Source organism: Arcobacter suis CECT 7833 (assembly GCF_003544815.1).
Taxonomy (GTDB): Bacteria; Campylobacterota; Campylobacteria; order Campylobacterales; family Arcobacteraceae; genus Aliarcobacter; species Aliarcobacter suis.
Map to the genome: position 1 here is coordinate 1,877,205 of NZ_CP032100.1, position 25,875 is coordinate 1,903,079.

Here is a 25,875-nt window from a genome sequence, read left to right on the forward strand (position 1 = left end):
ATATCTAAAGATTATTGCAGAACAATTAAAGATTATTTAATCATTTTTTATTATATCTTCTAAAATAATTCTTGTTAAAGTACCTTTATAAATTTTATTTTTATCTTCGAAACTTGTATTTATGATATTTATTTGTCCATTCATATGTTTATTTATAATCTCTTTACACATAAACAAACCAATTCCCGTCCCTTGAGTTTGATGTTTTGTCGTAAAATATGGCTCAAAAACTTTATCGATAATTTCTTCTTCTATTCCACCAGCATTGTCTTTAATTTCAATAACAGCTTTATTATCTTCCCTAAAAATATCAATAAAAATAAACTTTTCATTCTCATTTAGAAATTCCAAAGCATCTTTTGAATTGTTTAAGATATTAATTAAAACTTGAATAAGTTCAGTTTCGTATCCACAAACTTGGATATTTTCTATTTTATAAGTTATTTGAATATCTTTATTTGAAAAATTTGGATTCATTAAATCTATTGTTTTTCTACAACATTTTTCTAAATAAAAATTTTCTTTCTCTTTTTGTGGTTTAAAAAAATATCTAAAATCATCTATTGTATTTGATAAATATTTTGAAGTATTTAAAATTGAATCTAATGTTTTATAAAAAAAATCATCATCCAAATCATTTAATTGTTTTTTTAATTTTATTCCACTAACACCCGTTGTAATCAAAGATAAAGGTTGTCTCCATTGGTGAGCAATATTTTCAATCATTTGTCCCATAGAAACCATTTTTTGTTGTTGAGATAAAAGTCTGTCTTTTTTTAAATTATCTTCAACTTCTTTTTTAATTCTAATTTCTAATTCATTATTTACTTCTCTTAATTCTTTAGTTTTTTCTTCAACTTTTTCTTTTAAAGAATTATTTACATCTCTTAAAAGTTTTTGTTTATATATAACTGCTATAAAAATTACTGAAAGTACAAAAAAGATTTTCCATAAAATAGAATAATCAAACTCTTTTTTATACTCTATTGATACCCATTTATTAAGTATTTCATCTTTTAGAAAATCATCAATACTTAAAACTGATTTTTGAAAAATTTCAAATAAAACATTATCATCATTTCTTACAGCTATTGATACTTTAGAAACTTCATCTAATTTAGCAGATACAGAAAGTTGTGTTAAATACTTAGTTTGTAGTTTATACCAAGCAGTTGAAATAGCATCAATATGACCAAAAGTTTCACCACTTAAAACTTTTTCTAATCCTTCATCAATATTTTTAATAGTTACAAACTCTAGATTCTTATACTTATTTTTTAATATATCCATCATTGCATAATCTTCAACAATAGAAACTTTTTTGTTTTTTATACTTGATAAATTATTTATAAATGAAGTTCCACTTTTTGTTAAAAGAACAAAAGGAATATCAATATATGATTTTGTAAAATTAAATTCATTTTCTCTTTCTTTTGTCTCTACAATAGATGATAAAATATCACATTTTCTTGCTTTTGCAAATGCTAAAGATTCTGTCCAACTTTTTGTAGGAACTAAAGTTATTGGTTTTTTTATTTTATTTTCAATTATACTTATATAATCAGCAACAAAACCCACAAATTTTCCATCTTTTATATCACTATATGGCATAGAATTTGGCATTACACACATTTTTATAGTATCTTTTTCTTCAATATATTTTATCTCATCTGGAGAAAAAGTAAAGCTACTTAAACTATTTATATCAAAAATAAATTTATCTAAATTTACAGCAGATGGAACTAATCCCATAACATTATATAAATCATAAATTCTTTGAATTTTATCTTTTCTAATTTCACCTAAATTTGCAGTTTTAAAATATGAAAGTTTTTTTAACTCTTTCGCTTCATATAATAATTCTTCTTTTTCTAAATTTTGAGTATTGTATTTTTCATATATTACATCAACACTCTCTTGCATATTTGAATAGGCATATTCCCAACCTTTTAGAGATGCTTTTTTAAATAATAAAACTGTATTTAAATCATAACTTATAAGATTTTGATTTGTATATAACATATCACTATACATATCAAAATCATATTTTTTAGGGTCAAAAATATTGTATTCAACACCTTTTTTCTGTAAAGTATATGGAGCTTTAGAGATATATGCAGAAATTACATCAGTATTTTTATTTATTAAATCGTCAATATTGTGAGAATGTTTTAAAAAAGTAAGGTTTTCAAGTTTTATTTTATTTGAACTAATCATGGCTTTTAATGAAACTTCGCTAGCATCATCAATAGTTGTCATTATTTTTTTATTAGAAAAATCATTTATATTATTAATACCCGATTCTTTAGTGCTTAATAAAACAAGAGGTGTTGATTGGAAAATAGCATATAAAGCCACAATATTGGGATTTTTTATTCTTTCCAAAATTAAAGTTTCACGTCCTACTGCAAAATCTATTTTCCCATCATTTACCTCTTTTGGAATATCAATACCAAAAGCAAAAGGTTTTATTTCAACATCAAGCCCCAATTCTTCATAAAAACCTTTTTGTTTTGCCATATAATAGCCAGCAAATTGAAATTGATCTAACCAAGATAATTGAAGAGTAACTTTTTTTAATTCTTTTGCAAATAAAGTATGAGAAAGTAAGATTATTAGTATGAATATAGTTCTAATTCTTTTTGAATAACTCAAGATAATCCTCTTTATGAAATTGTTAGAGTATAGCTAAAAATTATTGAAAATGTATGAAAAAAATATTTAAATAACATCATAAATTTATGATGTTATTTTATTAAAGATTAGTGTAAAAAGTGTCTAATTCAGCAGAAGGATAAAGGTATACTGTATTTATTTTTAAAAAATTATCTATTTTAATCTACTTTTCTAACTCATAATACTTTTCTAAAAAAGTTTCTACCGAGCATACAATAGTATTTACTCCAGAATATTCATAACTTGCAATTGCTTTCATACAAAATGCATAATCATTTGAAATTAAAAAACTGGTATTAGAAGCTAAAATTGCATGTTGCATATCATTGTTAGATGCTCTAAATCTATCAGTATTTTTTTTAATTTTATCAAAATCATCTGGATAATATCCAGCCCAATTCATAAGAGTATATGCCATAGATATTCCATTCTCTATTGAATCTTCAAACGAATCTCTCCAATTAAATTCATTATTTTTATTACAAATTTTTTCAATAGCCAAAACCACTTCACAACTAGGTAATTCAGAAATATTTAGACTTTTTATTGGCTCATATTCTCTAAAAGGTTTTGGACCTAAGGGAATACTATCAAATTTTGCTAATTTATTTATACTTTCTAACCTCTTATTTAATAATATTGGTAAATCCTTTTTCATTTGTTCCATGTAACTTTTAATTTGCGAAATATTACCTTTATACTCTTCTTTTAAATTATTTTCATCAATATCAATATCTAGCAAATTAATAATTTTATTTGAAAGATTTTTTATACTATCTTCTAAACTTTCACCTATTTTTTCAAAACTATTATTATTGGGAAGTCCTGATGATTTTCTAGATAAATTATCAAGAGTTAATGCCAAATTTTTAAAACCTAAAATATCATTTTCAATGTTTAAATACTCAACATAATCAATCCATATTTGGCTTGGTTTTTTATCACTAATTTTTTTGTTTTTTGGTTCAATATATTTAGCATTAAGTTCTTCTAAAACATCAAGATGTTCCTTTTTATATTCATCATTAGATATTTGATTTATTTCAGCTAGAGTTATGTGAGAATATACAACCTGAATATTAAATTTTAATAAAAAATTCTTAAATAGTACAAAATAATTATCAGCAGTTTCTTTAAGTTTCCTAGATCTCAAGTCACTTAGTATATTTTGATCTAAATAGATTAATTTATTCATTAGTACAACCTTTATAAAACTATCTGCTAATAAAGGTATTGTATATAAAAGAAGTTTAAAAATATCAGAAAGATTGATTAATAATCAATCTTTCTATTTTCTAATGTAAAAAGTGTCTAATTCCTGAAAAATATAAAGCCATTCCATATTCATTTGCCGCTTCAATAATTTCATCATCTCTGATACTTCCACCTGGTTCAATTACACATTTTACACCAGCTTGTGCAGCTGCGTCAATACTATCTCTAAATGGGAAAAATGCTTCAGAAGCTAATACAGCACCTGTAACATCAATTCCCATATCTTCTGCTTTTCTTAAAGCAGCTTTTGAAGCATCAACTCTTGAAGTCATACCCATACCAACAGCAACCATTGCAGAATCTTTTACATAAACTACACAGTTTGATTTTGTTAATGAAGCAATTTTATAAGCTATTTCCATATCTTTTACTTCTTGTTCAGTTGCAATTCTTGTTGATTTTAACTCAGAATTTCTAACTTCATCATCTGCTACTTTATCAGCATCTTGGAATACAAATCCACCATCAACTCTTTTAAAGTCAATTGCATCATTTGCAAGTTCTAAGAATTGTGTTCCTTGCTCAAATAGTTTAATTCTTTTTTTGCTTTCAAATACAGCAACCGCTTCTTCTGTGAAACTAGCAGCAAATACAACTTCTAAGAAAATCTCATTCATTTTTTCAGCTAACTCTTTATCAACTGTCCCATTAACTGCAACTACTCCACCAAAAGCAGAAACTGGATCACATTTTAGTGCTTCAATATAAGAATCTAATAATGTATCTTTAATAGCAAAACCACAAGGATTTCCATGTTTTACAATACAAACTGCTTTATCTTTTCCAAATGCAGCAGCAATTCTTGCAGCTCCTGAAATATCACCCATATTATTAAATGACGCTTCACCTTTTACAGTTTTAAATTTATTTGTAAATTGTGCATCAAACTCATATAATGCACCTTTTTGATGAGGATTTTCACCATATCTTGTATCAAATACTTTAGAACCCACGATAAATTGTTTAGCTCCAAATCCACCATTAAATCTTTTGTTCATATAATTAGCAATCATTGAATCATAAGCAGCTGTGTGTTCATAAGCTTTAATCATCATATCTCTTCTAAACTCAACTGTGTTAGTGTCATTTTTTAGGTTTTGTAAAACTAAATCATAATCAGCAACATCTGTAACAATAATTACTGAATCAAAGTTTTTTGCAGCCGACCGAACCATCGCTGGTCCACCAATATCAATGTTTTCAATAATCTCTTCAAAATCATCAGTTTTTTCAATAGTTGCTTTAAATGGATATAAGTTTACACAAACTAAATCAATTCCCTCAACACCAAGTTCTTTAGCTTGATCAAGGTGAGATTGTTTATCGCGTCTGTGAAGAATTCCACCATGAATATAAGGATTTAAAGTTTTAACTCTTCCTTCAAAACACTCAGGAAATTTTGTAACTTCATTTGCTTCAATTACAGCAATTCCTGCATCTTTTAATTTATTATATGTTCCACCAGTTGAAATAATTTCATATCCTAAAGATACTAGTACTTTAGCAAAGTTTTCAACACCACTTTTATCACTTACTGATATTAATGCTCTCATTTAATTTTCTCCTACTATATATTTACAAATAAAAAAAGCCAAACTTCCATAAAAAGAAGTTTGGCTTAAAGGTTTTAAATCTTATAAATCTTGTTCTATCACTTGTTTAAATCTATTGAAATAAACGTAACTTGCTTTTTCTAAATCTTTATAAATGTCATTTATAGAAATTTTATCCCCTGTTACTTGACCAATTTTGCTACACTCAATATTGAATGAATTTGCAACTTTTTCAAATGCTTCACAGTTTTCAGGTCTTACTTCAACTATTGCTCTACTTAAAGACTCAGAAAAAATATCTTTTGAGTCATTTAATGAAATAGAAATTTCTATTCCTTTATTACCCACAACTGCCATTTTAGAAGCACTTATTGCAATTCCACCAATGTTTACATCTTTTGCAGATTTTAATAAACCTAATTTATTTGCTTCAATAACAGTATTCCATAAAGCTAACTCTTTTTCAAAATTTACTTCTGGATGAATTCCTGCAACTTTTCCATACATTTTTTTCATATAAAGTGATGCACCAAACTCTGATTTTGTTTCACCTAAAATATATAAAATATTTCCATTTTCTTGAACACAAGATGGTAATACTTTATTTGCATCTTCATTAACTCCAACCATTGCAATTGAAGGTGTTGGGAAAACTCCCACTCCATTTGTTTCATTGTATAAAGATACATTTCCACCAATAACTGGAGTATTTAACTCTCTACAAGCTTTTTTAATTCCTTCACAAGATGCAGCAAATTGCCACATAACTTCAGGGTTCGTAGGATTTCCAAAATTTAAACAATCTGTGATTGCTTTTGGAACTGCTCCTGTCATTGCAACATTTCTTCCAGATTCCATAACAGCAGCTGCAGCTCCTAATTCTGGATTGATGTAACATAATCTTGTATTACAATCAGCACTCATTGATAATGCTTTTCCTGTTTCTTTGATTCTGATACTCGACCCATCAAGTTTCCCTGGACCTTTGATTGTATTTGTTTGAACCATTGAATCATATTGAGAATAAACCCAAGATTTATCAACAACTTCCATGTCAGAGAATAAATCATCAAATGCAGCTTGATTTGAAATCTCTTTATCTAAAGTAATATTTTCAATTCCATCTAAATAAGCTGGTTTTTTTGTTGGTCTATCTAAAACTGGCGCTTGTTCAGATACTGGTTGAACTGGAACTTCTGCACATTTTTCACCATGCCAGAATAGTTCCATATTTCCTGTATTTGTAACTTCACCAATAACAGCAACATCTAGTTCCCATTTTTCAAAGATGTCAATAACACCCTGTTCACAACCTTTTTTAGCACAAATAAGCATTCTTTCTTGAGATTCTGAAAGCATAAAGTCATAAGGAGTCATACCCTCTTCCCTTGCAGGAACTTTATCTAAATGCATAATCATCCCAGAACCTGAACGTCCAGCCATTTCAAATGAAGAAGAAGTAAGCCCAGCAGCACCCATATCTTGAATACCAATAATTAAATCAGCTTTGAATAACTCTAAACAAGCTTCTAAAAGTAGTTTTTCAGTAAATGGATCTCCAACTTGAACAGTTGGTCTTTTTGACTCACTATCTTCTGTAAATGCTGCACTTGACATAACAGCTCCACCAAGTCCATCTCGCCCAGTTTTACTTCCAACATACATTACAGGATTTCCTAATCCTTCAGCTTTTCCTAAGAAAATTTCATCAGATTTTGCAAGTCCTATTGTAAATGCATTTACAAGGTTATTTCCAGCATAACACTCTTCAAAAGTAGTTTCTCCACCAATTGTTGGAACTCCCATACAGTTACCATATCCACCAATACCAGCAACTACACCTCTTAATAAAAATCTGTGTTTTGCAGCTGTTTCACTATTTCCTTCAATTGAAGCAAATCTTATTGAATTCATATTTGCAATAGGACGTGCTCCCATTGTAAATACATCTCTTAAAATTCCTCCAACTCCAGTTGCAGCACCTTGATAAGGCTCAATAAATGATGGGTGATTGTGTGATTCCATTTTAAATACAGCAGCATATCCATCACCAATGTCAATAACACCAGCATTTTCACCAGGACCTTGAATAACCCAAGGAGCTTTTGTTGGAAAACCACTTAAATATTTTTTACTTGATTTATATGAGCAGTGCTCAGACCACATAGCAGAGAAGATACCAATTTCTACATAGTTTGGTTCTCTTCCTAAAATTTCTTTGATATTTTCAAATTCTTCAAGTGTTAAAGAGTGAGCAAGTGCTATCTCTTTAAGGTTCATCTCTTGTTTTTGCATCTTTCGCCTTAAAATATGGTTGTTATTTAGGGCGATTATATCTAAAAAGAGTTAAATTTTATTTTAATCCTCTGATAGAATTTTCACTTGATTATTTGCTATTTCTAAAAACAGCTCTTTTTTTCCATTAAATTTTACACTTGGACTTATATATTCTTCATCCATTAAAACTTTAAACATGTTTTTTCCTAATGAATTTGGATAAGGAGAAACATCTATATTTGTAAATTTAATTGTTTTATCTTCTTTTTTAGCAAATATTGATTTTTTTTGCTCTTTAAAAAAACTAAAATCTGTTTTATTTGCTCTTTTAAAATCATTAGAATAAAAAGATAAATATTCTTCTATATCTGAATATTTCCAAGCATCTTTCCATTTAAATATACTACTTAATACTAATGCCATTTCATCTTTTGTTGCTTTTTTAGAATCATTCCCAAATGTTAACAAAATAGATTTATTTAAGTCTATATTTTTTTCTAAATTTTCAAGCTCATTATTTGCTAAAGCAATACAGCCTTTTGTAAAATTTTCTCTTTCAGAATAAAGAGGCATACCATGAATCCAAATTCCTGAACCTTTTTTATCTAAACTTTGATCAAAAATATTTGGATAAGAAGTCACTAACGCAAAAGGTCCATAAAAACTATCAAGTCCTACTTTTTTTTGAATTAATTCATAAGCACCTTCAGGAGTTTTTTTGTCACCTTCAGTATATTTATCACCTTTGTTTTCACCCACAATTACATTGTTTTTCGATAATAATTTATAATCATTATCCACTTTTTCGTAAACTGCAATTTCTAATTGATTTTTTTGTGTTACGAGTATATATTTTTTAAATTCATAATAACCATAATCTACATTTTTGTCTTTTAAGTATTCCTGCCAGTATGTCATATCTTTTAACTTTTTTTCTATCTCTTTTTCAACAGAACTAATACCCTCGTATCTATATAATGTCACTAAATCTTGTGCATACATATTAAAGGCAAGTAATAAAAAAATTATAAATTTAAACAAATATTCCTCCATGTTAATCTTTAAGTTGTAGCATTGTATAATGTTTGCCCTAATTATTAAATAAAAAAGCGAATAAACTATGAGAAGAATTATTTTATCAATTATTATTTTTTTTAATTTTTTATATTCAGCACAAGTTGAAGAGCTAAATTGGCCAAAAGGAGAGACTTTTTTGACCTTTTTGGATAAATATTCAATCTCCCAAAAGTTGTATTTTGATTTGGAGAAAGAAGATCAAGAGTTGTGTTCTGAAATAACAGCCGATAGAAGATTTTATCTATATACAGATGATGATGGCAAATTAAATCAAGTTTTAATTCCCGTTTCAGATGATATACAACTACATATTTACAAAGATAGTAATAACGAATATAAATTCCAAACACTACCTATTAACTACACAGAATATACAGAAATGGTTGCTATTGAAATTACAGAATCTGTATCTTATGATATATCAAAAGCAACTGGAGATGTAACTTTAGCTGCACTGCTAAAATCAATTTTTAATGAAGGTGTAAATTTCAGAAAAATGCAAAAAGGTGATTTTATTGCCTTAGAATATTCTCAAAAAGCTTATTTAGGAAGACCTCTTGGAATGCCAGATTTAAAAGCTGCAATGGTTCAAATAGATGGAACTTCTTACTTTAGATTTAAAAACTCAAAAGACGATAAATATTATGATGAAAAAGGTACAGGATTTACAAAATCTTATTTTTTCCAAATTCCAGTAGCTTTTAAACAAATTTCTAGTGAATTTACAAATAAAAGATGGCATCCTGTTTTAAAAAGATATAGAGCCCATTTAGGAACTGATTTTTCAGCACCAGTAGGAAGAACAATATATGCAGCAGCAGATGGAAAAATAGAATTTCTTGGAATAAAAGGTGGTTATGGGAAAACTACTATCATAAATCACAATAATGGATATAAAACATTATATGCTCATCAAAGTGATTTTGCAAAAGGTGTTAAACAAGGTATAAACATTAAAAAAGGTGAACTTATAGGATATGTAGGAAATACAGGATTAAGTTCTGGTCCACATCTACATTTAGGTTTATATAAAAATGGAACTGCAATTGATCCTTTAACAGTTATAAATAAACCTAGCACCGATGGATTAGATGGAAAAGAAAGAAATGCATTTTTAGCAACTGCTCAAACTACTCAGAAAAAAATCGAAAATGAAATCAAAAAAGAAAAAAGAAACATTCCTACAAAATTAGAAAGAATTACAGATAGAAGTGAAATTAATATTTTTTAGATAAACCAATAGAAAATTCTATTGATTTATTTATGAAGTGATTGAGCAACTATTGATAAAAACTCATCTTTAGTTGTTTTATTAGATTTAAATAATCCTCTTAAAGCTGAAGTTACAGTTGTTGAACAAATCTTTTCAACTCCCCTCATTTCCATACACATGTGCCGTGCATCAATCATAACAGCAACACCTTTTGGTTTTAAGTGTTCATTTAAAGCATCACAAATTTGTTCAGTTAATTGTTCTTGAATTTGTAATCTTCTTGCAAATACATCTACAACTCTTGGAATTTTTGAAAGACCAATTACTTTTCCATTTGGAATATATGCAACATGAGCTTTTCCAATAATTGGTAACATATGATGTTCACATTGAGAATAAAATTCTATATCTTTTACTACAACCATTTCATCATTTGTTGAAGTAAATAAAGCCTTTTCAATTATCTCTTTTGGGTCTTGTTTATAGCCACTACACATAAATTCATAAGCTTTTCTCACTCTTTTTGGAGTATCAATTAAACCTTCTCTGTTTATATCTTCTCCAACGTGTTCAAGCATTTTTTTTATGGCATTTTCAAATTCTATTTCGCTACTCATTAAATTCTTTTTCCTTTAAATTTTTTTATATAATTTTTAATATTAAATCCAACCTTTTTTCTTAAAAATCAGAATCGGTGTAATTGAAGCAATTACCATAAATACCACAGATATTAAATATCCATATTCCCAATGAAGTTCAGGCATAAAATCAAAGTTCATTCCGTAAATACTTGCAATTAGTGTAGGTGGAAGGAAAATTACATTTACAATTGTAAATATTTTTATAACCTTATTTTGTTCAATACTTAATATACCAATAAAGATATTTTGTAAATAATCAAGTCTTTCAAAATTAAAATTCGTATGGTCAATCAGAGACTTAATATCCTTTAACATAATTGGTAATTCATGTTTATCATCCACAAACTTTTGTGATTTTAAAAGTGAATTTAATATTCTTTGTTTATCCGTTAAATTTTCTCTAATTTTCATATTTAAATCTTCAAATGTAGAGATTTTTTCAAGAATCTCTTCATCATCATTTGAGTAATCTGTAAATACGTGTTTTCTAATTTTTGTAATCTCTTTTGATAAATTCTCAATAGTATCAGCATCGGCATCAATTCTAATATCAATAATTTGACAAAAAATTGAGTAACCTGTTTTAAACTCTCTTGGAGAAATCAAAAGTTTTTTTGTAAAGGTATCGAAACTTTGTAATTTTTTATATCTAACAGAAATTAAAAGTGACCCTTGTAAAATAAAAGAAACCGTTTCATTGAATGCCGATTTATTATCATTTATCAAGAAATAACTGTTTATTTCTATTCTATTATTCTCTTCCCAATATCTAGAACTCAGCTCAATCTCTTCTGTTTCTTGTTTTGTGGGAAATTGCATATCAAACATATTTTCAACAGCTCTTACTTCTTCAATAGTTGGAAGAAGCATATCAATCCAAATTACACTATTTTTATCTTCGTTGCTTTCAAGAAAATCTACTCCCTCAAAAACATTAAGTTTATTTCCTTTTTTGATGTAACAGTTAATCAAAGTTAACTCCTTTTCAAACTTTTATCATATTTCCCATATCCCATATAGGCATAAAAATCGCTAATACAATCCAAAGTATTAAACCCATAATAACTATTAAAAATATGGGTTGTATTAGTGATGTTAGTAAATTTATTTTATCATTAAATCTATTTTTATAAATCTTTTTTATCTCATCTATTGTAATAGCCAAAGAATTTGAAACTTCTCCAGTATTTATTAGATTTAAAACAATATCATCGAACATTTGTGTTTTTAAAAAAGAATCCTTGATACTTTTTCCATTTTGTAATAAATTATCAATTAAGTGCATTTTATCCAATAGATATTTGTTTTTTAATAAAATTTTTGAAGAAATGAAAGCTTTGTGAAATTCGTAATTTGATTTCAGCATAATATCTATAACTAAAAATAATTTATATAGTTGCATATTTAGATATATTTCTTTTATTAAAAATATTTTTGTTACCAAAAACTTGTCACAAAAATAGTTAAAAGCACTATTTTGTCGATATAAATAGAAAAAAAAGATAATAAAAAAGCAAAAAACTAAAAAAATTGAGAAAAGATAATTCTCTAAAATATACTGAGTTTTTAGTAACATTTTGGTTGCAAAGGGAAGTTCTTGAGTTGATTGAGAAAAAATCATTTGGAACTTGGGAATTACAAAAAAGAAAATTGATATTAAAGACAAAATAAAACTTATAATTAAAATTATAGGATATGAAATAGCTTTAATAAAATTTCTTTTAATTTCATAATTTTCTAGCAATAAATTACTTAAAGCTTTGATATTTAAAACTATATTTCCATTATTTTGAGAGAGTTTTAAAAAAGCGAATACTAAATTATTTATTTTAAAATCATTTAGATTTTCTTCTATTGGTTTTGCATTTGAAAAACTATATTTTAAAAGTTGCAAAAAATCAATAATATTTTTATCTTTTTTATTTTTAATCAAAATATCAAGGGCTTCACTAAGATTTATATTCGCTTGTAACATTAAATTTAATTCATAAAAAAGTAGATTTATTTTTTTGTCGTTTATTCTTTTTTTTCTAAAAAATCCAAAATCGAAATAGTTTTTATACTCTTTTATTTCTATTATATTTGCTGGTATTTTTTCATTTGAAAGATTTGATGTTTCAAGAATTATCTCTTTTATTTCATTTTTATTTTGGTATTTGATTTTATATTTTTTCATCAAAAACAAGCAACTTTATAAACTTCATCTAAGGAAGTTTGATTTTGTTCAACTTTTTGTTTTCCATCATCTAAAATTGTTTTAAAATTGATATTTTCAAGATAAGTTTTGAGTTCATTTATATCTGATTTTTTAAATATCATCGAAGATATTTTTTCATCAATTTTTAAAACTTCAGCAATCGTTGACCTATCATAATATTTTGTATAGTTGCACTTTTGGCATCCAACTGAACCACAAAATTTACAATAATTCAAAACCAATCTTTGAGCCATTACAAGTTTTAAAGTACTTGAGATTAAGAATGGGTCAGCTTGTAAATCTATAAGCCTTAAAATCGTCTCAACAGCACTATTAGCATGAATACTGGCAATCACTAAATGTCCAGTTAATGAAGCTTGCAGGGCAATATCCAAAGAAAACTTATCTCTAATTTCTCCTATAAAAATAATGTCTGGGTCTTGCCGAAGAATGTTTTTTAAAACCAATTCAAAACTAAGACCAATTTTAGAGTTTATTGGAATTTGACAAATTGAATCAATTTTATATTCAATTGGGTCTTCAACTGTAATTATCTTTTTTTCTTCACAATTTAACTCTTGCAAAATTGAATATAAAGTTGTTGTTTTTCCGCTTCCCGTTGGTCCTGAAATCAAAATCAAACCTTGAGTTAATTTCAAAGTTTGATTTAAAATCTCTAATAAGTTTTTTGATAATCCCAAAGTTTGAAGATTTTTATCTATATTTTTATTATCCAAAATTCGTAAAACTATTGATTCCGCTTCTAATGTTGGCATCGTTGAAACTCTAAAATCATATTTTTTATTTTCTATATTTAAAGAAAATCTTCCGTCTAATGGAAGACGGCACTGCGTCATATCCAAAGATGAAATCAATTTTATATAAGAAGAAATTAGTTTAAAAAACTCTTTTTCAAAAGCAAAAAAAGTTTTTAGTCTTCCATCAATTCTAAACTTAAATAAAACCAACTCTTTGTATTGTTCAATATGAATATCACTAGTTCGTAAATCTATGGAAAAAAATATTAGTTCTTGTAAAAATTTATCAATATATTTTTCAAAACTATTTTGAGAAATGGCTTTTAAAGCAAAGAAATATAATAAAATTTTTCTATTTATATGACTTAAAATAAATAAAAGTTCTAACTCATCAACTTCTATAAAACTTATTAATTTAGAAAAATCATCTTTTATTGTTTGTAAATTTGAAGTTTTACAAATAGCAATTTTTATACTTATATCATTTTCAGAAATTGGTAAAATTTTATTGTTTACAAAATAATCTTTATCATATTTTTCAAATAAAGAGTAATCAATTTGGCTTTTTAAAATACTCTTCATTATTTAACTCCAATATTATTTTTTTATTTTCATTTTCTAACACAACAAAATCCTTTTCTATTTGTACAAGTTTTAAATCATCGATATTTTCATCTTTTTTAAGCCAAACATCATTTATAAAAGCATATTCAGAGATAATTGCATTTATTTTATATCCTTTTGATTTTTCATCATTTTTTATTTCAAGTTTTTGTTCTAAAGCTTTATTATCAAGCTCTTTTTCCATTTTTTTAATATAAAATTTATTTAAATCAACTTCCATTTCTAATATATAATTTTCTAAATCCGCTTTAGATAAAGTCAAACTTTTTATCTTTGAGAAATTATTAATATTTTCTATTTTTTTAATAAATTTTTGGATATTTGATAAGTTAGATTTAGCTTTTAGAAGAATTATTTTTTTATTATTTGTCAAAGTAAAAATTACAATTTGATTTTTTAAAGCATAATCTTCAAGTTTTGAAAACAAATTTAAAAAAGAGTCTTTGAACTCTTTAGTTGAAGAATTAACATCAACTTTTGATTTAATCTCTTGAATATTTGAATTTTCATTTAAACTAAATTCTAGAAAAAAATAACAAAGATATAAAAGCAATAAAGGAAGTAGATATAACTCTATTTTAGTTTTAATTGAACTATTTATAAATTTATTATTTAGATAATTTAACATAAATCACCGATTCATAAATTTTTTCATTCTCAAAATAATTGATCTCTTGGGAAATTAAATTATCTTTTAATTCATTAAAAAAAGAGTAAATATCTGATTTAGAGCTAGAAAGAAGAACAATTTTTTGTTTATTTTCTTTATACTCAAAAGATTTCAAATTTAAATTATGTTTTTTAATCAGTTCAAGTAAATTGTCAAAATCAGGAGAAATTGAACTAAAATAATACTCTTTTTTTAATTTTTCAAAATTATTTTCTATTTTTATCTCATTGTTTTTTTCACTACTTATTTGATTATCATATAAATAAAAAGAGAAAGAAAAAAGTATAATTAATACATACGCTACATAAATTTTAAAAGCATAATTATTTTTTATATTAAAATTTTCAAGATTATTATTAAGGTTTTTTTCTACATATTCATTTTTTAAATCTTCAAAAGATTTTTTGTCAAGAACTTTGAAGTTATCGAGTTTTATAGAAAACTTTTTATTTATATATTCAATCAAATCTTCAATAAAAATTTGTGATTGGATACTTTGAAAATAGTAGAATTTCCCATTTTTATATAAACAAAAAAAATCATTTGTAAAATATAAATCAAATGTATTTAAATCATTTTTGTCCAAATAATATAACTCAAATATCTGAAAAATTGCATTTTTATGCTGATTAGGTAAACATAAAACTTGATATTGTTTTAGTTCAGAAATAAAATTTACATGAACAAAATCATTTTTATTTATTTCGAAATTATTGAGTTTTAAAGAAGTAAAAATAAATTTCTTTAAATTCTTATTTTCTATTTCTTCAGAAACATCGATAAATAAAGATTTAATTTCATCACAAGGAGTATAATCTGACATAAAAAATCCATTTATATAATTTATTATATTATTTAAATGAGTATATTAAATTATTGCTTAATTTAATTAGTAAAATTGTAAATTATTTTTATTGAGAAAAAGTGAGATTAAAAGAGAAAAAATTCTCTTTTAAAAAGTTACATCGTAACCTAGTTCTTTAAGACCTTGTTTGTTTTTTGTCCAACCTTTTTTGATTGAAACAAAAAGTTCAAGATAACATTTTTTGCCAGTTAATTTTTCGATTTTAAGTCTTGCATCTTTTCCTATTCTTTTAATAGCAGTTGCATCTTTTCCGATAATCATACCTTTTTGAGTACCTTTTTGCACAATTATTGTGGCTTTAATAACATCAACACCTGGTTTCTCATCAACTTTATTTATCATAACATCAGTTTCATAAGGTATTTCATCACTAATATTATCAAAAATTGACTCTCGGATAAACTCTTTAAAAATATCTCTTAAATGCTCAGTTGTCATAATTTCAGGGTCAAATAGATATGGATGAACTGGCAGATGTTTAACAACATCATTTAAAATATCAGCTTGAGTTGTTTGTTTTTTTATAGAGATAGGAATAATAGCTTCATATTTATCATTATATTTTTCATACTCTTTCATTTTCTCTAAAACTTCAGCATTTGATACAAAATCTATTTTTGTAAGTAATAAAATATGTTTTATGCCCTTTTTGTTTTTTACTAAAAAATCTTCATAGTGTGAAATTTTATCAGTAATTGGAGCTAAAAATAGAATTAAATCACAATCACCCATAGCTTTTAAAGCTTCATCAAGCATGAATTGATTTAATAGTTTTTCTGTTTCGTGAATACCTGGAGTATCTACAAATACAATTTGATCATCATTGTGCATTACAATTATGTTTGATCTTTTTCTTGTGGCATTTGCTTTATGTGAAACCATAGCAATTTTTTCACCAACAAGCCAATTTAAAAGTGAACTTTTTCCTGCATTTGGTCGCCCAACAACAGAAACATATCCGCATTTTGTCATTATTTACCTTTGTTATTTAATGATATATAATACCATAACTAAGCCAAAGGTTATCTTCTTCTAAAATTTAGGCTTTGTAACAAATCATTTTTACTAATAATTTCATTATCATTTAAATCAGCAATTGTTCTGGCAACTTTCAAAACTTTGTTAATACTTCGAAAGGTTAGTTGATAATTTAATCTAGCTTTTTCTAAGATTTTTTTTGCTTCTTCATCTAATATACAATATTTTTTTATCTCTTCTTCTGATAATTTTCCATTTAACTCTTTTTGATTTCTGCTTTTTTGTTTGATAAAAGCTTTTATTATATTTGAATGAAGTTCTTTCGAACTTACAATATTTTTATTATCACTAAAACTATCATTCATTACCACATATAAATCAATTCGGTCTAAAAATGGTTCTGATAAACGGTTTTTATATCTTTGAATTTCAAGCTCATTACATCTACACTCTTTTAAACTTGAAAGTAAATTTCCACAAGGGCAAGGATTCATAGCAGCAATAAAAATAAATTTTGTTTCATACATAGTTTTGCTATTTACCCTTGAAATAAGTATTTTATTATCTTCAAGTGGTTCTCGCAAAGCCTCTAAAATTGATTTCGAAAAGTGTGGTAATTCATCAAAAAACAAAATACCATTGTTACTCAAAGCGATTTCTCCCATCTTTGCATTCGAGCTTCCACCGCCAAATATTGAAGATTTTGTACTTGAATGATGAGGATTTCTAAAAGCTCTAATTGGAGAAAAATCTATTTCTTTAAAATCCAAAGCTTGAAGTTTTGCTTTTTCTAAAATCTCTTCTAAACTCATGGGTGGCATTATATACTGCAATCTTTTAGAAATCATAGATTTTCCACATCCAGGACTTCCCTCAAATATAATATTATGATTTCCAGCGGCACTAATCATGGCAGCATATTTAGCCATATCTTGACCAATTACATCGGAAAAATCATTTTCATAGTTTGTTTCATAATAATAAACTCCATCATTTATAGATAAAGTTTTATACTCTAAAATCTTTTTTTCATATAAAAAATTTTCTTTATTTTTTGATTTTGCAAAAATGATTGCATCTTCAAGATCTTTAACACTATAAATTTCTAAATTCTGAATATTTGATAATTTTTCAGCACTTTGTGGGCAAACTAAAACTTTTTTTATTAATCCTTGTTTTACCAAAGATAAAACTATTGGGAAAATAGAACTTGTTTCTTTTAGATTTCCATCAAGAGCTAATTCTCCAAAAAAATAAATATCTTCAAAATCAATATTTTTTTCTTCAAAAAGTGCAATTTGTAATGCAATTGCTAAATCAAAGTGAGTTCCTTTTTTATTTATTTCAGAAGGTGATAAATTTACAGTTATCTTTAGTGGTGGAAATTTAAACCCATTTGTTAAAAGTGCCGATTTTACTCTGTCTTTTGACTCACTAATACTTGTACTTATCATTCCAACTATTGTAAATGTTGGTAAGCCTTTTGTAAAAGTTGATTCAACATCAATACTTATTGCATCAAGAGTGTCTAAAGAAGCTGATTTTATAATTTTCATAATCTCACCATTTTTAATAATTTAGTAAGTTAATATATTATCTATTTTTATATAAAAACAAAATTGTAGGCGAAATGTCATTTTTTCTATATTATTAGTAGAAAATACAGCTATTATTCATTTCATTTAAAGTAGAATTACGACCTTTGAATGGGTATTCAATTAATCATTTAATTTATTATAAGGATTCTCTCAATGAATATTAAACAAAAAATTGTTTTAAATAAGTTAATAACTCTACTTGGATTTATTACTTTAATAGTTGTATCATTTTTTACTGCACAAAGTGATGTTAAAAAAATTGTAAATATTAATCTCGAATCAATTGCAAATACAATGGAAAAAAATTCTATATTTTATGCAAAACAAAATCCAAAAGGTTTTGAAAATGAAGATTTTAAAACTTTAGTAAAAGATATAAAAATAGGAAATACGGGTTATATCTACTTTCTAGATTCAAAAGGTAAAGCAATCATTCATCCAACAGCTGAAGGAAAAAATATATCAAATGAATCATTTATTAAAACAATTTTAGAAAATAAAAATGGAAATTTATCTTATACTTTTGAAGGTGAAGAAAAAATTGTTTCATATAGATATATAACAAATTGGGATGTAATAGCTGTTGCAACTATAAATGAATCTGATTTTTTAGATGATGTAATTAATCATTTTTTATATAACATAGTTTTATTAGGGTTCGTATTTATATTGATAATTGGTATTTTAGCTTACAAAGTTCTTGGTCTTATTGATTCAAATATAAAAAATTTCAATACTTATTTTGATGAATTCTTAGATTTTATAACTTTTAAACAAAATAAAATTGAAAAAAATATTGAAAAAAATGATACAGAATTTTCTCATATGATCAACCGTATTAACGAAGTTGTTGATGAATTTGACACAAAGTTTAAAGAAGATATGAAAGTAATTGGTGAAATTGTTTTAACAATGGATAAAGTTGAACAAGGAATTTTTAGATGCAGAATAAAATCTAAAACAAAAAATCCAATGATTAATACCTTAAAAAATACAATTAATCAATCTTTAGAATCATTAGAACATAGTATGAAAGATTTACAAAGAGTAACTACTTCTTATGCGAATGATGATTTTAAAGATAAAATAGAGATTCCATCAAAAATGAAAGCTAGATTATTGGCTGTAATGGAAGGGGTTAATATTTTAGGTGAGACATTAGGGAATGTTGCAAAACAAAACCTTGAAAATGGTCAAACTTTAGAAAATAATGCAACTTTAATGAAATCATCAATGCATAATTTATCTCAAAAAGCCAGTGAACAAGCTGCATCATTAGAAGAAACGGCAACTGCAGTTGAAGAAATAACATCTATTACAAGAAATAATGCACAAAATGCAGTTAAAATGGCTACATTAGGTCAAACTGTAAAATCAGCTGTAATAAATGGTCAAAAATTAGCTTCAAAAACTGCTAATTCAATGGAAGAAATAAATGTAAAAGTTACAGCAATAAATGAAGCAATTACAATAATTGATCAAATTGCATTTCAAACAAATATTCTTTCACTTAATGCAGCCGTAGAAGCTGCAACTGCTGGTGAAGCAGGCAAAGGATTTGCCGTAGTTGCAGCAGAAGTACGAAACTTAGCAAATAGAAGCGCAGATGCAGCACGTGAGATAAAATCGCTTGTAGAAGATGCTAATGTAAAAGCAAATGAAGGAAAAGCAATATCTAGTGAAATGATAAAAGATTATGAAGTATTAAATAATCATATTTCAGAAACAATAAATATAATTCAAGATGTAAGCGTTGCTTCAAAAGAACAAATGAGTGGAATTGAACAAATAAATGACACAGTTACAATGCTTGATAGAGTAACACAAGAAAATGCAAATGAAACGAATCAAATTACTTCAATTGCAACAGAAGTTTCAATCATGGCTAATAATTTAGTAAATGATGCAAAAAATAAAAAATTTAACTAAGGAAAATGATTATGTCAGCAGGACAAGAAACAATATTAGATGATTATGCTTTTTTAGTTAGTGAAACTGATGCTAAAGGAAATATTCTTTTTGCAAATAATGATTTTTGTAAAATTGCAGAATATACTTTAGACGAATTAATTGGAAAACCTCATAGTATGGTAAGACATAAAGATATGCCTAAAATTGCATTTAAATCTTTATGGGATACGGTTCAAAAAGGTGAAGTTTGGACAGGTTATGTAAAAAATGCAACAAAATCTGGTGGTTATTATTGGGTTTTTGCAACGGTTTATCCTTTTGAATCTTGTGATGGAGAAAAAGGATATATGTCATGCAGAAGAAAAGCTTCAGAAGCAGAAATAAATGCAGCCGTAGAACTTTATAAACAATGGAATAAAGAAGAGAGAAAGTAACTACATCTCTTCTCTTTTGTCCTAAGTCTAATTCTTTTTTTAACTTCACTTGCTATAATAGGCAAAAAAATCTAGGAATTTTAATGTCATCACTTATAAATTGTCCCGATTGTAACCATGAAATATTATCGAGATTAGGAACTATTTGTCCAAATTGTGGTCATACTATTGGATATTTTAATGGAGATAAAAAAAGAAAAGTTTATGGTAAATTTTTTGCTTTAACTGTTTTTGTACCTTTTATATCATTTATTACAATACTATTTACTTCACAAAATAAATATACAATATATGTAGGAATTGCTATATTTTTTTATTTAGCAATAAAATCTTGTCCTTTATTATTCAAAAATATCTTTTTTACTAAATTCGAAAAAATATTTTTTTGGTTAATTTGGATTTTATCAACTAGTTTAATATTTTCAATGATTATAAATATATTAAGAAGAGGATTTGAAGTATAAAATAAAAAAAAGATAAAAATTACTTTTTATCTTTTGTCCTTTTTTTCCACTCTTTTTCAAATTTTTTTCTTTTGATTATTGATAAATTTTCAATAAATAAATGACCTGAAAGATGTTCCATTTCATGTTGCCAAGCAACTGCTAAAAAATCTTCACATTCCATTATTTGTTTATTTCCATTTCTATCAAAATATTCAACTATGATATGTTGCGCTCTTGTTACATCTTCACTAAATCCAGGAACACTCAAACATCCTTCTGTAAAAACTTGAGTTCCATTTTTTTGAATAATCACTGGATTAATTGCCTCAATTAATTCATCTATTTCTTGAATATCTTCTTCATTTGGCAGATTTATAATTAAAACATTTAAAGGAATTGCAATTTGAATAGCAGCTAGTCCAACACCACCTTGTGCCATCATAGTATCATACATATCATCTAAAAGAGTGTGCAATTCAATGTCGAATTGCTCCACATCCTTTGATTTTAATCGAAGTAATTTATTGGGATAAGTTATAACTTCTCTAATCATAAAAACTTTCTTATTTATGCTTTGCTATAACTTCGTCAATTAATCCATAAGTACAAGCTTCATCTGAACTCATGAAATTATCTCTATCTGTATCTTTTTCAACTTTTTCAATATCTTGACCAGTTTGTGCAGCAATAATTGCATTTAAACTATCTTTCATTCTTTGAATCTCTTTCGCTTGAATCTGAATATCAGTAGATTGACCTCTTGCTCCACCTGACGGTTGGTGAATCATTATTCTAGAATTTGGTAAAGAGTATCTTTTTCCTTTTGTTCCAGAACTTAATAAAAACGCTCCCATAGAAGCCGCTTGTCCTATACAAATAGTACAAACATCTGGTTTGATATAATTCATAGTATCATAAATTGACATACCACTTGTAATTACTCCACCTGGAGAGTTGATATATAAATAGATATCTTTATCTGGATCTTCAGCTTCTAAGAAAAGTAACTGTGCAACAACTGTTGAAGCTACTGCATCATTTATCTCTCCACTTAACATAATAATTCTATCTTTAAGAAGTCTTGAATAAATATCGTAACTTCTCTCCCCTCTTCCTGTTTTTTCAACTACATATGGTATATAACTCATAATTAATCCTATCTTATTATTTTCCTAATTTTTCATCTAATAATTTAGATATAACTTTCTCTTCAATCATAGACATTTTAATTGCAGGTAGGTATCCAGCTTCTTGATATTGTTTTACAATCTCTTGTGGATTTTGTCCCATTTGCATTGCCTCATAATAAAGAACTTGCATAACTTCTTGATCAGATACTTGTACATTTTCAGCTTTTGCTAGTGCATCAATAATGAATGTAGCTTTTACAGAATTAACTGCATCTTCTTTTAATTCATTTCTCATTTCTTCAACTTTAGATTCATTCTCTCGTAAAGTATTGATTTCATCTTCGCTCATTGATCTTACTTTATTATTTAAAGCATAGTTAATCTCTTGATCAACTACAGAATTTGGTAATGCAAATTCTATTCTCTCAACTAAAGTTTCTAAATATGCAGGTTTTAATTCTTCTGTATAATATTTTCTCATAACTTCAGATTTCATTTGCTCTTTAATTTTTTCTCTTAAAGTATCAATTGTTACATTTTCTTCACCTGGTAACATTCTTTGTGCAAATTCATCATTTAATTCAGCTGCAACTTTTTCTTGAATTTCATGTAAAGTTACTTTAAATGTTGCTTCTTTTCCAGCTAAATCTTTAGCTTGATAAGATGTAGGGAAAGTTACAACAACATCTTTTTGTTCTTCATATTTCATACCAATTACTTGTTCTTCAAATCCTGGAATAAATGAACCTGATCCTACATGTAATGGATATTTTTCTGCTTTTCCACCGTCAAATGCAACACCATTAACAAAACCTTCAAAATCAATAACTGCATGATCTCCATCTTTTACAGCTCTTTTTCTACTAAGTTTTTCTAATGGAGCTGAAGATTTAGCAATCTCTTCTAATCTAGCATCAATCTCTTTTACATCTACAGCTTTATCTTCAACTGCTGGAATTAAAGATTTATAATCACCTAAATCAATAGTTGGTTTGCAAGCAACAGAAATTTCTATATCAATAGAACCATCTTCTTTTTTGTCAAATTTAGAGATTGTTGGTTCACCAATTAAATCAGCATTTGCAATATTTAATTCTTTTAAAGCTTCACCTAAAACTGTTCTTAAAGCTTCTGCTTCTGCATCTTCTCTTAATTTGTCAGCAAATCTTTGTTTTACAACAGCTACAGGAACTTTTCCTTTTCTAAAACCTTGAACATTCATTGTTTTAGCAGCTTGTTTTGCTACTTTATCTAGATTTGATTCTACTACTTCTTTTGCAATAGTTGCAGTTATTACCGCATTTGCACTATCAACTCTGTTTGCGCTAAATTCCATTAAATTTACTCCGATTGTTATAATTTTAACGCTGATTTTATCTAAAAATTACTAAGGCTTTTATAAAACATTGATTTTAGAATACTTTGTGTAGAAATTTGTATATTTAAAGAGAGTTTTTTTAAGCAAAAAAACAAAAGATTTAATAATCTTTTGATTTTCTCATTTGTAGAAGTTCTTTTTGAACAGAGATATTTATCTCTTCATTTGCATCAAAATCTAAAGAATAATTTCTTCCATCATAATCAACAGAATTTAAAATAATCTTCATTGCTTCAAGTCTTGCTTTATGTTTATCATCACTTCTTACAATATGCCAAGGAGCACTTCTTGAAGTTGTTCTTCTTAACATTTCATATTTTTTTTCTGAAAATTCATCCCATAAATCTTGAGCTTGCATATCAACTTCTGAAAATTTCCATTGTCTTAATGGATCTTCAATTCTTCTATCAAATCTTCTTTTTTGTTCTTCTTTTGAAACTGAAAAATAAAGTTTGATTAAAATCATTCCTTGTCTTACTAAATCTTGTTCAAAATTTACAATATCTTCCATAAAAATTTCATGTTCTTCTGGTGTACAAAATCCAAAAATTGGCTCAACCATAGCTCTGTTATACCAAGATCTATCAAATAAAACTATCTCTCCACCTGTTGGGAAACGCTCTATATATCTTTGTAAAAACCACTGATTTTTTTGAGTTTCTGTAGGTTTTCCTAACGCAACTACTCTATAGTGTTTATTATTCATATATCTAGTAATTCTTCTAATAGCTCCACCTTTTCCTGAAGCATCTCTTCCTTCAAAAAGAATAATCATTCTTTTATTCTCTTTTTCTAGATAATTTTGAAGTTTAATTAACTCTATTTGATATTTTTTCAAAGCTTCTAAATCATAAATTTTTTGAATTCCTTCTGTTAAAACATGAGAATTTAATTTTTCATAATTACCTAAAATTGATTTTAAAAATTCATTTTCTTCTTTTAATTTTTTTAAAACTTCATTATCTTTAACTACCAATTTTTTTTCCTGTAATTTTATTTTTTCATCAACTTTTATTTCTGGTTTAAATAAAACAGAATTTTTAAAGGCTTCTAACAAAGAAATAGCATCTTTTTTTGTTAAATTGTCTTTTTTAGTAAATCCTAAAACTTTTACATATCTTTTTTTATCATGTTGAAATCTTGCTATATATTTATTTCCAAACTCTGGATGAGCTTCTTTTGAAACATATAATCCACTATAATTTGTTCTTTCAAAATCACCTAAATTCATTCTAAGATAACCTCGCTAATTTATTGTCCTGTTCCATATTCTCAATCTCAGTTGTACCACTTATTAATATCTCTTTATCTATTTTAAGAAATTCTTTTTCTTCTGTTTTATTTTTATATTCAACATTAGACAATATATATCTAATACAATTTAATCTAGCTCTTTTTTTATTATCACTTCTAATTACAGTCCATGGGGCAACGTCTGTATTTGAAGCCATCAACATAGAAAATTTTGCTATTGTATATTTATCCCACAAATTTTGTGATTCTTTATCTACAGGTGAAAGTTTATATTGTTTTAAAGGATCTATTTCTCTTTTTTTAAATCTTTTTGCTTGTTCTTTTTTTGAAACTGAAAAATAAAATTTCAATAAAATAACTCCAGATTTTACTAACATTTTTTCAAACTCTGGAACTTCCCTTAAAAATTCATGGTGTTCTTCTGTTGTACAAAATCCCATTACAGGTTCAACCCCTGCTCTGTTGTACCAAGATCTATCAAAAAATACAATTTCACCAGCACTTGGAAGATGCTGAGTATATCTTTGAAAATACCATTGTGTTCTTTCAATATCACTTGGCTTTTCTAAGGCAACAACTCTAGCACCCCTAGGATTAAGATGTTCTGTAATTCTTTTTATAGTTCCACCTTTTCCAGCAGCATCTCTACCTTCAAAAATCATTAGAACTTTTAGACCTTCTTCTTTTACATGATTTTGAAATTTCAAAAGTTCTATTTGAAGTTTTGTTAACTCTTTTTCATACTCTAAAGTCTCTTTCCTAACCCAAATCTGAACTTTTTCTACACCATCTTCACTCTTGTGAGCTAGTTTTTCTCTTTCTCTAGATTTATTTTTAAAATTATGTTTTAAAGAATCTTTGCTATCTATAACTTCCATATCAGAAAATTCATTATTAATAATATTTCTTTCGTGCCCCGT

Annotated in this window: 21 protein-coding genes and 1 pseudogene; 4 read left to right on the plus strand and 18 right to left on the minus strand. The window is 26.3% G+C overall.

What is annotated here, in order from left to right; genetic code table 11:
- Positions 1-36 precede the first annotated feature (36 nt).
- The 5 genes from ASUIS_RS09720 to ASUIS_RS09740 form a co-directional block, all read right to left on the minus strand.
- A complete protein-coding gene (locus tag ASUIS_RS09720; RefSeq protein ID WP_118886941.1) occupies positions 37-2,655 on the minus strand; it encodes an ABC transporter substrate-binding protein in 2,619 nt (872 codons plus the stop codon).
- Between the two features lie 184 nt (positions 2,656-2,839).
- Positions 2,840-3,871, minus strand: a complete 1,032-nt coding sequence (locus ASUIS_RS09725; RefSeq protein WP_118886943.1) for a hypothetical protein — start codon at positions 3,869-3,871, stop codon at positions 2,840-2,842.
- A gap of 100 nt (positions 3,872-3,971) precedes the next feature.
- Positions 3,972-5,504, minus strand: coding sequence for a bifunctional phosphoribosylaminoimidazolecarboxamide formyltransferase/IMP cyclohydrolase (gene purH / locus ASUIS_RS09730; protein WP_118886945.1), 1,533 nt, complete (start codon positions 5,502-5,504; stop codon positions 3,972-3,974).
- An 81-nt stretch (positions 5,505-5,585) separates the two neighbouring features.
- The gene (gene purL, locus ASUIS_RS09735) at positions 5,586-7,799 is read right to left on the minus strand and encodes a phosphoribosylformylglycinamidine synthase subunit PurL (protein WP_118886946.1); all 2,214 of its coding nucleotides are present in this window, start codon (positions 7,797-7,799) and stop codon (positions 5,586-5,588) included.
- A gap of 63 nt (positions 7,800-7,862) precedes the next feature.
- Positions 7,863-8,822 carry a L,D-transpeptidase family protein gene (locus ASUIS_RS09740; RefSeq protein ID WP_118887677.1) on the minus strand — a complete coding sequence of 320 codons (960 nt, stop codon included), beginning with the start codon at positions 8,820-8,822 and terminating at the stop codon, positions 7,863-7,865.
- Positions 8,823-8,901: 79 nt separating this feature from the next.
- On the opposite strand from ASUIS_RS09740, the gene ASUIS_RS09745 reads away from it, so the two are divergent.
- A complete protein-coding gene (locus ASUIS_RS09745) occupies positions 8,902-10,089 on the plus strand; it encodes a peptidoglycan DD-metalloendopeptidase family protein (protein WP_118886947.1) in 1,188 nt (395 codons plus the stop codon).
- A 26-nt stretch (positions 10,090-10,115) separates the two neighbouring features.
- Here ASUIS_RS09745 and folE read toward each other — a convergent pair whose 3' ends face one another.
- The 8 genes from folE to ASUIS_RS09785 form a co-directional block, all read right to left on the minus strand.
- Positions 10,116-10,688, minus strand: a complete 573-nt coding sequence (gene folE / locus ASUIS_RS09750) for a GTP cyclohydrolase I FolE (RefSeq protein ID WP_118886948.1) — start codon at positions 10,686-10,688, stop codon at positions 10,116-10,118.
- Positions 10,689-10,730: 42 nt separating this feature from the next.
- Positions 10,731-11,684: a magnesium/cobalt transporter CorA gene (gene corA / locus ASUIS_RS09755; RefSeq protein ID WP_118886949.1), complete on the minus strand. Its 954-nt coding sequence runs from the start codon at positions 11,682-11,684 to the stop codon at positions 10,731-10,733.
- Positions 11,685-11,697: 13 nt separating this feature from the next.
- Entirely contained in the window at positions 11,698-12,888 is a 1,191-nt protein-coding gene (locus ASUIS_RS09760; RefSeq protein WP_118886950.1) for a type II secretion system F family protein, read from the minus strand.
- A complete protein-coding gene (locus ASUIS_RS09765) occupies positions 12,888-14,249 on the minus strand; it encodes a GspE/PulE family protein (RefSeq protein WP_118886951.1) in 1,362 nt (453 codons plus the stop codon). The genes ASUIS_RS09760 and ASUIS_RS09765 overlap by 1 nt, the downstream gene beginning before the upstream one ends.
- A complete protein-coding gene (locus tag ASUIS_RS09770; RefSeq protein WP_118886952.1) occupies positions 14,221-14,919 on the minus strand; it encodes a hypothetical protein in 699 nt (232 codons plus the stop codon). Before ASUIS_RS09770 ends, ASUIS_RS09765 begins: the two co-directional genes overlap by 29 nt.
- Entirely contained in the window at positions 14,900-15,784 is an 885-nt protein-coding gene (locus ASUIS_RS09775; RefSeq protein ID WP_118886953.1) for a hypothetical protein, read from the minus strand. The genes ASUIS_RS09770 and ASUIS_RS09775 overlap by 20 nt, the downstream gene beginning before the upstream one ends.
- Before the next feature lie 129 nt (positions 15,785-15,913).
- A complete protein-coding gene (era, locus tag ASUIS_RS09780; RefSeq protein ID WP_118886954.1) occupies positions 15,914-16,798 on the minus strand; it encodes a GTPase Era in 885 nt (294 codons plus the stop codon).
- 50 nt (positions 16,799-16,848) lie between these two features.
- A complete protein-coding gene (locus ASUIS_RS09785; protein ID WP_118886955.1) occupies positions 16,849-18,360 on the minus strand; it encodes a YifB family Mg chelatase-like AAA ATPase in 1,512 nt (503 codons plus the stop codon).
- A gap of 402 nt (positions 18,361-18,762) precedes the next feature.
- On the opposite strand from ASUIS_RS09785, the pseudogene ASUIS_RS09790 reads away from it, so the two are divergent.
- From ASUIS_RS09790 to ASUIS_RS09800, 3 genes and pseudogenes are all read left to right on the plus strand, one after another.
- Positions 18,763-20,331, plus strand: a pseudogene (locus ASUIS_RS09790) (methyl-accepting chemotaxis protein); the annotation flags it as partial.
- Positions 20,332-20,342: 11 nt separating this feature from the next.
- The gene (locus ASUIS_RS09795; protein WP_118886957.1) at positions 20,343-20,747 is read left to right on the plus strand and encodes a PAS domain-containing protein; all 405 of its coding nucleotides are present in this window, start codon (positions 20,343-20,345) and stop codon (positions 20,745-20,747) included.
- Between the two features lie 83 nt (positions 20,748-20,830).
- A complete protein-coding gene (locus ASUIS_RS09800; protein ID WP_118886958.1) occupies positions 20,831-21,211 on the plus strand; it encodes a hypothetical protein in 381 nt (126 codons plus the stop codon).
- Between the two features lie 19 nt (positions 21,212-21,230).
- Here ASUIS_RS09800 and def read toward each other — a convergent pair whose 3' ends face one another.
- The 5 genes from def to ppk2 (ASUIS_RS09825) all read right to left on the minus strand — a co-directional run bounded on the left by def (position 21,231) and on the right by ppk2 (ASUIS_RS09825) (position 25,833).
- A complete protein-coding gene (gene def, locus ASUIS_RS09805) occupies positions 21,231-21,746 on the minus strand; it encodes a peptide deformylase (RefSeq protein ID WP_118886959.1) in 516 nt (171 codons plus the stop codon).
- A 10-nt stretch (positions 21,747-21,756) separates the two neighbouring features.
- The gene (clpP, locus tag ASUIS_RS09810; RefSeq protein ID WP_118886960.1) at positions 21,757-22,341 is read right to left on the minus strand and encodes an ATP-dependent Clp endopeptidase proteolytic subunit ClpP; all 585 of its coding nucleotides are present in this window, start codon (positions 22,339-22,341) and stop codon (positions 21,757-21,759) included.
- A 16-nt stretch (positions 22,342-22,357) separates the two neighbouring features.
- Positions 22,358-23,659: a trigger factor gene (tig, locus tag ASUIS_RS09815; RefSeq protein ID WP_118886961.1), complete on the minus strand. Its 1,302-nt coding sequence runs from the start codon at positions 23,657-23,659 to the stop codon at positions 22,358-22,360.
- A gap of 142 nt (positions 23,660-23,801) precedes the next feature.
- Positions 23,802-24,932: a polyphosphate kinase 2 gene (gene ppk2, locus ASUIS_RS09820; RefSeq protein ID WP_118886962.1), complete on the minus strand. Its 1,131-nt coding sequence runs from the start codon at positions 24,930-24,932 to the stop codon at positions 23,802-23,804.
- Between the two features lies 1 nt (position 24,933).
- Positions 24,934-25,833, minus strand: a complete 900-nt coding sequence (gene ppk2, locus ASUIS_RS09825; RefSeq protein WP_407923313.1) for a polyphosphate kinase 2 — start codon at positions 25,831-25,833, stop codon at positions 24,934-24,936.
- Positions 25,834-25,875: the final 42 nt, after the last annotated feature.

Excerpts from the sequence above, each read along its gene's own strand:
- ASUIS_RS09775 (WP_118886953.1), bottom strand. The coding sequence starts at position 15,784 with ATGTCAGATTATACTCCTTGTGATGAAATTAAATCTTTATTTATCGAT.
- ASUIS_RS09725 (WP_118886943.1), bottom strand. The coding sequence starts at position 3,871 with ATGAATAAATTAATCTATTTAGATCAAAATATACTAAGTGACTTGAGA.
- ASUIS_RS09765 (WP_118886951.1), bottom strand. The coding sequence starts at position 14,249 with ATGAAGAGTATTTTAAAAAGCCAAATTGATTACTCTTTATTTGAAAAA.
- purL (WP_118886946.1), bottom strand. The coding sequence starts at position 7,799 with ATGCAAAAACAAGAGATGAACCTTAAAGAGATAGCACTTGCTCACTCT.
- folE (WP_118886948.1), bottom strand. The coding sequence starts at position 10,688 with ATGAGTAGCGAAATAGAATTTGAAAATGCCATAAAAAAAATGCTTGAA.
- clpP (WP_118886960.1), bottom strand. The coding sequence starts at position 22,341 with ATGAGTTATATACCATATGTAGTTGAAAAAACAGGAAGAGGGGAGAGA.
- ASUIS_RS09770 (WP_118886952.1), bottom strand. The coding sequence starts at position 14,919 with ATGTTAAATTATCTAAATAATAAATTTATAAATAGTTCAATTAAAACT.
- ASUIS_RS09795 (WP_118886957.1), top strand. The coding sequence starts at position 20,343 with ATGTCAGCAGGACAAGAAACAATATTAGATGATTATGCTTTTTTAGTT.
- purH (WP_118886945.1), bottom strand. The coding sequence starts at position 5,504 with ATGAGAGCATTAATATCAGTAAGTGATAAAAGTGGTGTTGAAAACTTT.
- ppk2 (WP_407923313.1), bottom strand. The coding sequence starts at position 25,833 with ATGGAAGTTATAGATAGCAAAGATTCTTTAAAACATAATTTTAAAAAT.
- ASUIS_RS09800 (WP_118886958.1), top strand. The coding sequence starts at position 20,831 with ATGTCATCACTTATAAATTGTCCCGATTGTAACCATGAAATATTATCG.
- ASUIS_RS09745 (WP_118886947.1), top strand. The coding sequence starts at position 8,902 with ATGAGAAGAATTATTTTATCAATTATTATTTTTTTTAATTTTTTATAT.
- ppk2 (WP_118886962.1), bottom strand. The coding sequence starts at position 24,932 with ATGAATTTAGGTGATTTTGAAAGAACAAATTATAGTGGATTATATGTT.
- tig (WP_118886961.1), bottom strand. The coding sequence starts at position 23,659 with ATGGAATTTAGCGCAAACAGAGTTGATAGTGCAAATGCGGTAATAACT.
- ASUIS_RS09785 (WP_118886955.1), bottom strand. The coding sequence starts at position 18,360 with ATGAAAATTATAAAATCAGCTTCTTTAGACACTCTTGATGCAATAAGT.
- def (WP_118886959.1), bottom strand. The coding sequence starts at position 21,746 with ATGATTAGAGAAGTTATAACTTATCCCAATAAATTACTTCGATTAAAA.
- era (WP_118886954.1), bottom strand. The coding sequence starts at position 16,798 with ATGACAAAATGCGGATATGTTTCTGTTGTTGGGCGACCAAATGCAGGA.
- ASUIS_RS09760 (WP_118886950.1), bottom strand. The coding sequence starts at position 12,888 with ATGAAAAAATATAAAATCAAATACCAAAATAAAAATGAAATAAAAGAG.